The sequence below is a fragment of the Salegentibacter profundi genome (assembly GCF_054121475.1).
The window spans coordinates 91,941-104,892 of record NZ_JBSYGG010000002.1 but is presented as its reverse complement, the minus strand read 5'-3'; the positions used below and the strand labels follow the sequence as shown (position 1 = coordinate 104,892).

9 protein-coding genes are annotated in these 12,952 nt (G+C 38.2%); 6 read left to right on the top strand and 3 right to left on the bottom strand.

What is annotated here, in order from left to right:
• The first annotated feature begins 25 nt into the window (after nt 1–25).
• Nucleotides 26–448 (top strand): DoxX family protein, encoded by a 423-nt coding sequence (locus ACW6NC_RS03280; protein ID WP_457863759.1) that lies wholly within the window; start codon nt 26–28, stop codon nt 446–448.
• Nucleotides 449–500: 52 nt separating this feature from the next.
• Here the strand turns inward: ACW6NC_RS03280 and ACW6NC_RS03275 are convergent, their stop codons facing one another.
• Complete coding sequence (locus ACW6NC_RS03275) at nt 501–1,331, bottom strand: OmpA/MotB family protein (RefSeq protein WP_457863758.1); 831 nt, start codon at nt 1,329–1,331, stop codon at nt 501–503.
• 621 nt (nt 1,332–1,952) lie between these two features.
• Between ACW6NC_RS03275 and ACW6NC_RS03270 the strand changes: the two genes are divergently transcribed.
• Both ACW6NC_RS03270 and tamL read left to right on the top strand, forming a co-directional pair.
• A complete protein-coding gene (locus ACW6NC_RS03270; RefSeq protein WP_457863757.1) occupies nt 1,953–6,896 on the top strand; it encodes a translocation/assembly module TamB domain-containing protein in 4,944 nt (1,647 codons plus the stop codon).
• Between the two features lie 2 nt (nt 6,897–6,898).
• Nucleotides 6,899–9,181 (top strand): translocation and assembly module lipoprotein TamL, encoded by a 2,283-nt coding sequence (tamL, locus tag ACW6NC_RS03265; RefSeq protein WP_457863756.1) that lies wholly within the window; start codon nt 6,899–6,901, stop codon nt 9,179–9,181.
• On the opposite strand, the gene upp is transcribed toward tamL, so the two are convergent.
• Nucleotides 9,178–9,837 carry a uracil phosphoribosyltransferase gene (upp, locus tag ACW6NC_RS03260; RefSeq protein WP_457863755.1) on the bottom strand — a complete coding sequence of 220 codons (660 nt, stop codon included), beginning with the start codon at nt 9,835–9,837 and terminating at the stop codon, nt 9,178–9,180. The genes tamL and upp overlap by 4 nt on opposite strands.
• Before the next feature lie 126 nt (nt 9,838–9,963).
• Between upp and ACW6NC_RS03255 the strand changes: the two genes are divergently transcribed.
• The gene (locus tag ACW6NC_RS03255) at nt 9,964–10,581 is read left to right on the top strand and encodes a hypothetical protein (protein ID WP_457863754.1); all 618 of its coding nucleotides are present in this window, start codon (nt 9,964–9,966) and stop codon (nt 10,579–10,581) included.
• A gap of 140 nt (nt 10,582–10,721) precedes the next feature.
• The gene (locus tag ACW6NC_RS03250; protein ID WP_457863753.1) at nt 10,722–11,750 is read left to right on the top strand and encodes a c-type cytochrome; all 1,029 of its coding nucleotides are present in this window, start codon (nt 10,722–10,724) and stop codon (nt 11,748–11,750) included.
• 4 nt (nt 11,751–11,754) lie between these two features.
• Here ACW6NC_RS03250 and ACW6NC_RS03245 read toward each other — a convergent pair whose 3' ends face one another.
• Nucleotides 11,755–12,231, bottom strand: a complete 477-nt coding sequence (locus ACW6NC_RS03245; RefSeq protein WP_457863752.1) for a ferritin-like domain-containing protein — start codon at nt 12,229–12,231, stop codon at nt 11,755–11,757.
• 141 nt (nt 12,232–12,372) lie between these two features.
• Here ACW6NC_RS03245 and ACW6NC_RS03240 point away from each other — a divergent pair, with 141 nt between their 5' ends.
• A complete protein-coding gene (locus ACW6NC_RS03240; RefSeq protein WP_457863751.1) occupies nt 12,373–12,831 on the top strand; it encodes a universal stress protein in 459 nt (152 codons plus the stop codon).
• Nucleotides 12,832–12,952 lie beyond the last annotated feature (121 nt).

Here is a 12,952-nt window from a genome sequence, read left to right as displayed (position 1 = left end):
TCTTATATAATTTTAATTCTTGATTATGAAAAAAACATACTTAACCACTTTAAATCTTCATCAGGTTGATATTGGTCTGCTCATTTTTAGACTGGCCATTTCCGGGCTTACCCTCACTCATGGCATACCAAAATTGATTCAGTTTTTTAATGATGCGCCTATTCAATTTGCAGATCCAATAGGGATAGGGGAGGTCACTACCTTTACTTTTGCTGTTTTTGCAGAATTTGTCTGCTCTGTGCTGGTAATCCTGGGATTAGGTACTCGATTTGCTGTTCTCCCTTTAATAGCAACTATGGCCGTAGCAGCTTTAATAGTTCATGTTCCGGATGGCTTTGCCAGGCAGGAATTACCTCTTTTATTCTTATCAGGTTGGGTTCTTTTATTTTTTACCGGAGCAGGGAAATATTCCCTGGACCATTATTTCCTGGCTAAAAAACGAAAATAAAAAAAACGGCTTTTCATTTCTGGAAAGCCGTTTTTAATTCTTTTAGAATTTCTTATTGTTCTGATTCAAGCATTGCGAAGAATTTATCCAGGTTAGGAATTATCACTATTCTGGTTCTTCTGTTTTTAGCCATATTTTCAGGAGAATCGTTATCTACAAGTGGGGCATAACTGCTTCTTCCTGCCGCGATAAGTTTTGCAGGATCAACATCATATTTATCCTGTAATATTCTTACAATAGAAGTAGCTCTTCGTACACTTAGATCCCAGTTGTCCTTTAGATAAGAACCTTCTACCATAGTGCGATCGTCGGTATGACCTTCTACCATAACCTCCATGCTAGGTTCAGAATTAATGACTTCGGCCAGCTTTTTCAATAATTTATTAGCGTCGTTTTTAACCCGGTAACTTCCATCACCGAATAAAAGCTTATCAGATACATTGATCATGACCACCGTCTTATCGACACTGATATCAACGTCATCCTCTTCTGAACCTTCAGAAATGGATTGCTTTAAGTTGTGGGACACTGCTAAATTTATTGAATCCTCCAGGGTTTCTGCTTCTGCGACCTTTTTAGGATCCATTTTGGCAATCGTTGCCCGCATTTTTGCCTTATTGTTATTAGACATAACCGTAAGGTCGTTCATTTCCATTTTTTCATCACTTTCTTCACGCAGTGAGTTGATCTTTGCATTGTACTCAGCAACACGGGCTTCAACTTTTGCGTATTTGGCTTCAATTTCCTCCTTCTCAACCTGAGTTTTTTGAAGTGTACTTCTGGTATCGTCGAGCTCAGATTCCAGTGCTACATATTTTTTCTTTGAAACACAAGATGTCAGCATGGCTGCTGATAAAACAGTAATTGCTACAGTTTTTCTCATAGTTAGTTTATTTTAGTTTAAGTCCAATTAAGTGTTAGTTTGAATGATTTTGGACGCTTCAAAGAAAACGAGACGTTTTTTTTTATCGTATTAATTTTTACCGTTTAACGTTTTATTAAGGGAGATTTATCATTTCATTGTAAGAAAATACTTGCCCTGTTCATCGTAAATATTCAGAAATTAAAGATGTAAAAATTTGGTTGCCAGTTAGGTATATGAGTGTGGCATTGATTTCACCTAATTTTAGAGTATCAAGGATTTCAAAAGCCTATACTTAATACTTTTCTAAAGTAGTTAATTTAGCAGTATCCGAGTATAGCCAGGGTGATAATTACCGCTCAATAATCCTGAACAGGTTAATTGTACTATTTTTATCATTAAAAAGATTTGGATTGTATTTAGGTTTGGGGTGCTCATCGCTTTGGAAGAATTTAAGGTCCTCTTTGAGAGGTTAGGTAATTGAATTTTCTTGGCAAACTTGATGAAAGCTTCCTTAAGCGGTCGAAGATTGTCCTAAAAGCTACAGAAGAGATTTACAGTTGCCTTTAACAGAATTTTATTGAAATTCCCGCTATAAAAACGCTTATTAAAGGCTAAATTTGAAGGAAACCGTCAGAAAAGTTGAAGAAAAAGTCAGAAAAAACCGGGATTAAAATATTGAAGATCCTCGCAAAGATTTTTGCGGGGGTTCTTATTTTAATCTTATTGCTTTTTCTTTTTATAAGATCACCCTGGGGGCAAAATCTTATCGTGGGTAAGCTCACTTCTTCTCTTGCGAAAGAAACCAATACCAAAATTGAGATCGATCACCTATTTTTTACATTTTCAGGTAATATCTTCTTAGATGGATTATACCTTGAAGATCAGCAGGGAGATACCCTAATTTATTCTAAAGAACTTGAATTAGATATGCCATTTTGGCCTATTTTAATGGGAGAGGGGATTAGGATCCATTCATTGGATTGGCGCGGAGTAAGAGCTAATATTTACCGAAAGGATTCTCTTAAAGGCTATAATTTTAATTATTTAATGGAAGCCCTGACCGCTTCAGATACCACGGCAAAGAGTGATACCACTCAAACTGCTCCTATGGAAATAACAATAGAAGAGGTTTATCTCCATAATTTTGATCTTAACTATAATGATGTGGTTGCAGGTATAGATTCGGAATTAAAATTAGGAAGTTTAAGCTTGGAATTGGATAAGATGGACCTTGATCAAATGGATTTTTTGATTGCAGATTTGGCTATAGAAAACACCAGGATTAAATACCACCAAACAAAGCCATTCCCCGAATCGGAGAGCCAAACCACAAGCTTACCAAACCTATCGGCCAAAACTGTCCACCTGGAGAATATAAAAGCCAATTATATTTCAGTCCCGGATTCTTTGGAATTCCAGGCAGATATTTTCAAATTCTTTTCTTTAAATCCTCAATTGAATCTCCCCCAAGATCATATAGCCGTAGATCAGATAGGACTTGAAGATTCCAGACTTGCTATTCATATCCAAAGCAGGAACGAAATGAATGCTTCTGAGAAAAGTACCGGAGATGACTTATGGCCGGAATATTCTTTAAGTTTAAAAGACTTAAACCTGGTAAATAATAGTTTTACTTTTACTGAAAATGGTCATAAACCTCTTGAAGATAACTTTTCTGAAGCTGCGATTGCCCTGGAAAATATAAATGCCAAAGCGAGTGATTTTCTTTTTAAAGATAAGGAAGCCTATTTAAGTCTTAAAAATCTAACTTTTGATGAATATTCTGGTTTGAACTTAAAGAAGTTCTCGGGAGATTTTGAAGTAACAGACAGGGGGATAGCATTTAATGAGTTACAATTCCAGTTAAATCAGAATTCACTTCAAGGGAAGTTCTCTGCCCAGTACCCCTCTTTAAAGGCTTTTATTAAAGAGCCTGAGAATTCTAATATCTCCATAGACTTACCGGAAATCAATCTCCAGGTCGAGGATATATTAAGGTTTCAACCTGAATTAAGAAAAAATGAATACCTGAAGGCACTAAGTAGAAAGCCCTTACATGGACAGCTCCAAGCCGTGGGTAGTCTGGAAAATCTTTCTGTTTCAGTAGCCAAATTATATTGGGGAGACACCTATGTCAATACCTTTGGTCAAGTTGAAAATACCACTGATCCGGATCGCATTAAATTTAATTTCCCTGAGGTAGAAATTGTCTCCAGCCGACAGGATTTAAAGCGCTTTATAGATGAAAACGCACTGGGAATACGTATTCCTGATGAAATAGACCTCCAAGGTCGGATAAATGGAACCCCCACACAAATAAATGCAGATCTTATCCTGAATTCCAGTGAAGGACAGATCGATTTGGAAGGAGATTTTAGAAATGATGAGCAGATAGCTTTTAATGCAGATCTAACCACGACCAAGTTAAATCTAGGAAATCTTCTTAGCAATAAAAATATGGGTATTATAAATCTTGACCTTACTGCTTCGGGATCAGGGAATAATATTAATGATTTAGATGCCGAGGTGGAGGGTAAGATTAATTCCTTTAGTTATAATAATTACCCGATTAAAGACTTGCCGATTAACGGAGTGCTTAAAAATGGGGCAGGAACCTTTAGAAGTTCTTATAGGGATGAGAATCTAGATGCAGAGCTCGCGGCTCATGTCCAACTTGATTCTCTAGCCCCCCAGGCCCAAATTGACCTTGATATGAAAGGAGCCGACCTCCAGGCTCTGGGTTTTACCTCACGGCATATAAAAACCGGGTTTAAGTTAAAAGCGGATTTTAAAGGTAATCTAGAAAGCTATGATATAGAGGCTCATTTAAGCGATGCTATAGCCGTTTATGATAACGAACCTTATTTCGCAGGAGATTTGGATCTAGATGCTCACGTAACCCCAGATACAACCGCTTTACACATTAATAATAAAATTCTGGAGCTTAGCTTGGAATCAAATGCCGATCCGTTAGGCTTTGCTCAGGCGCTTCAAAGTCATTATATCAGCTATTATAAAGAAAGAAAAATCGATACCACGAGTAATCCTGTAAATATTAAATTCTCCGGAGAGATAAGGCAGGCTCCGATCTTAACAGATGTTTTTATCTCAGGTATCGAAGAAATGGATACCATTTCCCTGGATATGGTTTTCAGGGAAAAAGAGCGAGCATTAAATGCCGCTATTAGTTTCCCCAGACTTCAGTATGGCTCAAATGTAATCGATAGTCTTGCATTAAGAGTGGATTCCAATAAGGAGAATTTTAATTTTCAATTTGGATTTAACTCCCTGGAAGGAGGTCCTCTTTTGGTTCAAAAGACCTATCTCGATGGAAAAATGAGAGATCAGAAATTATACCTTGATTTTATTTCTAAGGATAGTGATAGTCTTTTGGTACACGTGATGACAGAAACCAGTAGAGAAGGGGATAGTGTAAAAATAAGCCTGGATCCATCAGAATTAATCTTAAATAAAAATAGCTGGAAAATTCCAGCCAATAACAGTATTGTGTATTCTGACAATACGCTTAATTTCAATAATTTTAGAATTAGCCGAAATAAGCAGGAAATCAGTATCGATAATATTTCAGGAAATACCGATAAGGATCATATCTCCATGAATTTTGAAAATTTTGATCTTGCTACTATTTTCTCCTATTTCAATCCTGAAACTGAACTGGCAGCGGGGAAGATGGATGGAAATTTGGTTTTAGAGGAACCCTTTGGCAGTACTGCAATGCTAGCAGATTTAAATGTCAGGGATTTTAGGGTGATGGAGGCGCCTCTGGGTGTGTTAAACCTTGAGGCCCGGGCCAGGGGTGGAGGAAATTATATGATGGATCTTTCCACAAATGGAGGAGAACTGGATATGGATCTTACCGGGAATTATGTCGCAAATGAAGAGGCTGCAGAACTCGATCTCGACCTTCAGATCAATGAATTGCAATTAAGTGTGTTGGAACGATTCTCACAAGGGGAAATCAAAGAAACCAGTGGGAGTATAGCTGGTAATGTAAAAATTATGGGTACCACTATCGCACCCGAATATTCCGGAGTTTTGAATTTTCAAAATGCAAACTTCAATATAGCAAGTCTGAATGCTGCTTTTGAACTTAGGCAGGAAAAAATAGAAATTGATAATGAAGGAATCTATTTGGATCAATTTATCCTTCGGGATAGAAATAGCAATGAATTTGTGGTATCAGGAGAAATTTTAACCCAAAGTTATTTAAACCCTGAATTTGACTTGAGCTTGAAAGCTAATGATTTCAATGCATTGAATTCTACCAGGGAGGACAATGATCTTTTTTTCGGAACAGCAAATTTTGATGTGGATGCCAGGATCACCGGTGACCTTAACCTGCCGGAAATAAATGGCCAGCTAAGGGTAAATTCCAATACCGACCTTACTTATATAATGCCCGATGCCGAATTGGAAATGATGGAAAGAGATGGAATTGTCCGTTTTGTTAACCGTGAGGACCCAGACGATATATTAACGGCAAATACCGAAGAAGCCACTGCCGTAGTTTCAGGAATCGTTGTAAATACAATCATAGAAATAGATGAGGGAGCCTATTTTACAATTATTATCGATGATAATACCGGGGATAACTTTAGAGTAGGTGGGGAAGGAGCTCTAAATTTTAATATCGCTTCTAATGGCCGAAGCAGTTTATCCGGGCGATATGAAATGAACCGGGGTCATTATGAGATGAGCCTGTATGAATTGGTGAAAAGACGCTTTGAAATTGTAGATGGGAGCAGTATTTCCTGGTCTGGTGATCCTATGCAAGCAAGTTTAGACATCAGGGCACTTTATGAAGTTGAGACCGCCGCAACATCTTTAATGGCAGGTGGGGCTCGAGGCGATGTTAGTGGAAGGTTCAGACAGGAACTTCCCTTTCAGGTATATTTAAATGTTGATGGGGAGCTTATGCAACCTGAATTAAGTTTTGGCCTCGATATGCCGGAGGCACAGCAAGGGGCGATTGGCGGACAGGTATATGGTAGAATCCAACAGCTTAATCAGCAAGAAGCTGAATTAAATAAACAGGTTTTCTCGCTTCTTGTACTCAATCGCTTCTTCCCAGAAGGAGGTAGCGACGGTAGTCGAGGTGGGACTTTGAATATTGCGAGGGATAATTTAAACCAGGCCTTATCAGACCAATTAAACCGATTTTCTGACCAATTGGTAGGGGAAACTGGAATCGAGCTCAACTTTGGTGTTGACAGTTTTACTGATTATCAAGGCGATAGTCCCCAGGAACGTACTCAGCTGGATATAACTGCACAGAAGCGATTGATGGATGATCGATTGATTGTAAGTGTGGGCAGCCAGGTGGATGTGCAAGGAAGTAATCCTACAGGTGAGAGTACACCGATGATAGGAAATGTAAGCCTGGAATACCTCTTGACTGAGAACGGACGCTTTAGGTTGAAGGGATTCAGAAGAAATATGTATGAAAACGTTATCGATGGACAAATTATAGTTAGTGGAATCGCACTGATCTTTACCAGAGAATTCAATAAATTCAAAGAGTTATTTGAAAAGGAATTGCAGGCTACCCAGAATGAAAATTAAATATGGTTAAGAGAAATCACATCAGTAAGATTTTTTTAATTGCCTTTACAGGGCTTATCATTCAGGCCTGTAGTGTAAAGCGTTTTATTCCAGAAGACGAATTTCTTTATACTGGAGCCGAAATTGAGTTGAAAGCACAAGACAGTATAAAAGCACGAAACCGTATAAGGGAGGAGATAGCATCTGTATTAACCCCAGATCCCAACACTAAAATTCTCGGAAGCCGTCCCGGTTTATATTTTCATTATAAATCGCAAAGGGAAAACCCGGGGTTTATCAATAAGTTCTTTAATGATAAGATAGGAGAGGAGCCGGTTTACCTTTCGGATGTAGACCTTAACGAAACTTCTGACCTTATTAATAATCGCCTGGAGAATCGCGGATATTTTTATAGTGGGATTGGGACTTCCATTGAAAAGGATTCTACTGCTAAAATGGCTAAGGCAATTTATAAAGTCAATTTATCACGACCCTATAGGTTAGAGAAGTTTGAACTTGCTGCAGATTCCTTGAATATTTACCCTGAAATTAAGAAAAGCCTTGCAGATACCTATATAGAACCAGGAATGAGGTTTGATCTTACTATTCTAAAAGCGGAACGGGAACGAATTGACAAGCACCTTAAAAACCGTGGTTATTATAATTTCAATCCCTCCTTTTTAATATTTGAAGCGGATACCAACCGGTATAATAACAAGAAATTCAATCTGTTTTTGAAGCTTAAACAAAAGGTGCCTAAAGAGGCTACGATTCCATATCAAATAGATAAGGTCAATGTTTTTGCAAATTATGAGGTAGGAAAGGACAGTATTCCCCAAGACACAGTGCGATACGGGAATAAAAATTTTATCCAGGATCCCGAATTCTTTAAACCCAAATATCTTGAGCCTTATATACTAATAGAGCAGGGTAGCTATTATGATCCCGAGGGATCTCGTAATACTGCGAGAAGACTAGGTGCTATTGGTGCCTATAAATTTGTAAATATAAATTATAAAGAAATTGATACCATTGCCACAGATAGCCTTGGAAAACTGGAAGCTAACATTTATTTATCTCCTTTAAATAAAAGGTCTATAAGGGCTGAAATACAAGCAGTTACCAAATCAAATAACTTTGCAGGCCCGGGTGTTGCTGTTACCTTTACAAATCGAAATTTATTTCACGGTGGAGAAATCCTGAATGTAACAGGGAAATTTAATTTTGAAAAACAACTTTCCAGTGGTGAACAGCGCGGCTTGAGTAGTACTCAGTTTGGCCTGGAGACGGATTTGATTTTTCCCCGTTTACTTTTTCCGGCAAAAATAGATCATCACTGGTTTCGGTACTCTATTCCAAAAACCAAGATGAGCCTGGGAACGGACTACTTAAATAGAAGTAAATTATTTAGTATGATCTCGGCTTCAGCTAGGTTTGGGTATTACTGGGATGCCAACCGGTATGTAAGTCACGAGTTTAACCCAATTTCCCTGAACTATCTGAGACTTTCAAATACCACTGAAGAGTTCCAGGAGATTTTAAATGAAAATCCATATCTGCGTAACAGCTTTAACCAGGAATTTATTTCAGGCTTAACCTATTCTTTTATATATAATGGGCATATTGACACATGGAAAAGACATCAGTTTTTTCTCCATTCAACACTAGATATCGCGGGAAATAGCGTATCTCTTTTCACCAATAAGGATGATCCAAGACCGCATAAATTCCTGGGACTTGAATATGCGCAGTATGCCAAAGCAGATGCTGATCTCAGATACCATTTTCTAATAAAGGGGGAGAGCAAAATAGCAACACGGGTATTTGCCGGGTATGGAATTCCATATGGGAATTCTGAGGTTTTGCCATTTACCAAACAATATTTTTCGGGAGGGCCTTATAGCGTAAGAGCCTTTAGAATTCGTTCATTGGGACCAGGAACTTATAATCCCGAAGAAAGTGATAATAGCTCTTTCTTTGATCAATCAGGCAATATCCGTTTGGAAGCTAATGTAGAATATAGGTTTCCTATCATTTCATTTTTAAAAGGTGCTGCCTTTGTGGATGCCGGGAATGTGTGGAATAGCAAAGTTAACGATCAGCTACCCGGTGGTAAATTCAGTAAGGACTTCTTTAATCAACTGGGTATTGGCGGAGGCGTGGGGCTTAGAATCGATATTCAAAATTTTGTGGTTCGATTTGACCTGGCTGCACCCTTTCATGATCCTAGCCTGGAAAAGGGTGAACGTTGGATTTTTGGCATAGATGAACCTGTACTTAACTTTGCCATCGGCTATCCCTTCTAATGCTGCACTTTACCTCCATAACAAAGGTCTCCCGCATCCCCAAGACCCGGCACAATATATCCGTGGTCATTGAGCTCTTTATCAATGGCAGCAATCCATAATTGAGTGTTTTCCGGGAAATTTTCTGCAATATGTTTTACGCCTTCCTGGGCACCAATTACGGAAACCAGATGAATTTGCTTGGGTTTGCCCATTTCCTTCAGAGCATTGAGCACATTGACAAAGGAACGGCCAGTTGCCAACATAGGATCTGCAAGAATAAGTGTTTTCTCTTCCAATGAAGGTGAAGCGAGGTACTCTACGATGATCTCGAATCTTTCATCATCAAATGGATGATGACGATAAGCCGAAATAAAAGAATTTTCAGCCTCGTCGAAATAGTTAAGTAAACCTTCGTGCAAAGGGATTCCTGCTCTTAGAATACTACAAAGTACAATTTCTTTTTCTGGAAGATGCATGGCTGCCGTTCCCAGAGGACTTTTTATATCATTTAAAGAATAATCAAGGGATTTACTGAGTTCGTAGCCAAGGATTTCCCCCAAACGTTGAATATTTCTTCTAAAACGCATGCGATCATTTTGAATGCTAACGTCCCTTAATTCGGCTAGAAATTTGGATGCGATGGAATTTTGTTCCAAAAGGTGGTGAACCTGCATTTTAATAGTTTTAGCAAAGATATAAAATACAAAATCTAAAAAGGATGAAAATTAGGCCTTGTAATTTTATTATCTCTTAATTTGGCTATATTTTTGATGTATACTGGTCAAATTCAATTCAGTGATATGAAATCGGGGTTCTTACTTTTTATTATGTTATTCGTGGGACTGGTAACCCATGCCCAAATTGAAATTCCAAGGTCAACCAATACCGGGGGGTTACTCAAGGCTGAACCCGATTCAAAATCTGGTTTTCCTTTGCTCAAAGCTGAAGAACCAAAAGAAAGTAAATACCTTCGGAATGATAAGCCTAAAAAAATAGATTTCAGAGAGACCAATGATGAGCTAATAACTGCCGGTGAGGTAGTGGAAAAGAAATGGAAAAAAGACCGGGAAATTAAAAATGCTCATAAAGAAAATCAATACCTGGGAGATTTTACAACTGGAGGGAAGTTTGTAGAATTGTATGCCCGCGACCACGAGTATGTCGATGGGGATAAGGTGAGGGTAATTGTAAATGGCGTTGAGATCCAAAGAATCACCCTAGGTGGAGGTTATCTTCCAATTCTTGTTAAACTAGAGAGTGGTTTTAATAATATTGAATTCGAAGCTTTAAACCAGGGTACATCAGGCCCAAATACTGCTGAATTAAAGGTACTGGATGAAGAAGGCAAACTTGTCACAACCAAAGTATGGAACCTGCTCACGGGGGCCAAAGCAAGTCTTATTGTGGTAAAAAAATAAGTGTAAGGCTTAAAGAAAATCACCTGATTTTTCATTAACTTTAATAGTCGTGCCCACTTTAGGTAACAATTGTTACACTAAGATTTATGCAATAATTTTATATTCGAGCGCTTCACTAAATTAACAGGCTTGCAATTATTATGGATAAATTAAAGGTTTTTAAGACTATATCTAAAATTTTCCTCGGATTTGTTGTATTTATCGTACTCTTATTTGGGGGACTCATTCTTTTCATTGAATCCCCGGAATTATTTATTAAAGATAAAATAGCTGCGGCTGATTGGGAGCCAAATAATGTAGAAGAGGATCTGGAATATAAGATCCTTGACCGGGAAGTAGAGTACGGCTATCGGTTAGTAGCCGAATCTGCAAAATATATGGGACCCGGTGCCGAAAATGCAGAAATGAGATATGCGGGTAATAATCTTGCTTGCATTAATTGTCATTTACAAAACGGAACTCAGGCTGGTTCAGGTTCTTGGGTTGGAGTCCTGGAAAGATTCCCGCAATACTCTGGAAGAGACGGTAAAGAGTCGACCATAGAAGACCGGATAAATGGATGTATGGAGCGCAGTATGAACGGGAGAAAACTTCCGGTGGATTCCAAAGAAATGGAGGCTATAGTAGCTTATATGGATTATGTAAGTGAAGGAGTTCCAGAGGAAAGAAAAGCTGAATTTAAAGGTTATCCTCCTATAGAACTTCCTGATTTTCCTGCTGATCCACAGGTTGGTAAAGGTTTATATACTAAAGAATGTGCCGTATGTCATGGTGAAGACGGACAGGGCCAGCGACTTGAAGAAGCCGAAAAAGGATATTTATATCCGCCACTCTGGGGAGATGACACCTTCAATCACGGTGCAGGGATGCACCGGGTTATTACTGCTGCCGAATTTATAAAAAGCAATATGCCTTTCGAACAGGCAACCTGGGATAATCCCAAATTAACTGACGAAGAGGCATATCATATTGCTGCTTATATCAATAGTTTCGAGAGGCCTCGTAAAGCGAATACCGAACAGGATTTTCCTGATAAGAAATTAAAACCTGTTTCAACTCCCTATGGCCCCTGGGTAGATGACTTTTCTCCTGAGCAACATAAATATGGGCCTTTCCCTCCAATTATAGCTTTTTATAAAGAGAAATATGGTATAAGCAAAAGCAAATAAAAAGTTAATCAGCCAGATCCTCCAGGTGTTGAATTTCATTAACCGTTGAGCGTATCTGTTGCAAATGGTTTTCGAGCATTGTCTTGGTTTCTGGAGCAAAGGCGGTTTTCTTTAATTTTTCTTCATATTCCTTAAGACTGGCTTTTTCTCCCCTGAGACATTCTTCAAGAACGGCTTCATCATCATTTTTGGTGAATAAGGTCTTGAGGTTAATCCAGGTACGATGCAAATCTGCTGTGGCGCTTCCTTTTTCCTTAGGCTCCGCATTTAGAGCTCGGATTGCCTTATGAATTTCAGTGGCGAACCTATTACGCATTACGGCCTGTTGCTTGAGAAATTCCTTGAGGTTCGCATTATCGGCTTCTTCTAAAACTTTTTTATAGCCTTTTTCTGCATCATAGTTCTTTTCTAAAAGCTCTTGTAAACTATGAATCCTTTCCTTTTGGCTTTCTTCTTTCGCAGATTCTCTTGTAGTTTTCATAATGGATTGATTTTAAAAGGTTAATACCTTTAAATTTACAGCTTCACTGTCTAATAGCAATTGGTTTTAATTGGGTTTTAACAGAATTAGAATTAAAATATTCTTCTTAAATTTAATACCCTTACTAAAACCAATAGAATCATGAAAAAAGTACTTATTGCAATTGATTATCATCCAGTTTCAGAAGAAGTTGTAAAGGCTGGACATGAATTAGCTAAAAAAATGGAGGCTGAAGTATGTCTGGTTCACGTGCTGGCTGATGTTGCCTATTACGGCATGCAATATCAACCTTTCTTGGGATATGAAGGCTATAATGAAACAGCAATAGATCTAAACGTAGCTTCAGAAATGAGGGAGGTTGCAGAAGATTATTTAGAAAAAGCGGCGGCCCATTTAAATGATGAAAAAGTTGGTAAACACCTTGCAGAAGGTGATACCGCCAAAGCTATACTGGATTATGCTGATAAATGGCAGGCAGATTTAATAGTAATGGGAACTCATAGTCATTCTTTTTTGGAAAAGCTCCTTATGGGAACCGTAGCGGCCCAGGTTTTAGAAAAGACTAAAATTCCTGTTTATATGGTGCCTGTGAAAAAATAGCCATATTTACCAGGAAAATTTGTCCAATTTTTCCTTTTAAACTCATAAAAAGTTGATTTTATGAGTTTAAAATACGTTTTAATTAGGATAAGCTCTGGCCAGGCATTAATTTTGCATTCTA

What these genes read in the sequence shown, in the direction of transcription:
- ACW6NC_RS03280 (WP_457863759.1), top strand. Translation starts at nt 26, where the DNA reads ATGAAAAAAACATACTTAACCACTTTAAATCTTCATCAGGTTGATATT.
- ACW6NC_RS03275 (WP_457863758.1), bottom strand. Translation starts at nt 1,331, where the DNA reads ATGAGAAAAACTGTAGCAATTACTGTTTTATCAGCAGCCATGCTGACA.
- tamL (WP_457863756.1), top strand. Translation starts at nt 6,899, where the DNA reads ATGGTTAAGAGAAATCACATCAGTAAGATTTTTTTAATTGCCTTTACA.
- upp (WP_457863755.1), bottom strand. Translation starts at nt 9,837, where the DNA reads ATGCAGGTTCACCACCTTTTGGAACAAAATTCCATCGCATCCAAATTT.
- ACW6NC_RS03255 (WP_457863754.1), top strand. Translation starts at nt 9,964, where the DNA reads ATGAAATCGGGGTTCTTACTTTTTATTATGTTATTCGTGGGACTGGTA.
- ACW6NC_RS03250 (WP_457863753.1), top strand. Translation starts at nt 10,722, where the DNA reads ATGGATAAATTAAAGGTTTTTAAGACTATATCTAAAATTTTCCTCGGA.
- ACW6NC_RS03245 (WP_457863752.1), bottom strand. Translation starts at nt 12,231, where the DNA reads ATGAAAACTACAAGAGAATCTGCGAAAGAAGAAAGCCAAAAGGAAAGG.
- ACW6NC_RS03240 (WP_457863751.1), top strand. Translation starts at nt 12,373, where the DNA reads ATGAAAAAAGTACTTATTGCAATTGATTATCATCCAGTTTCAGAAGAA.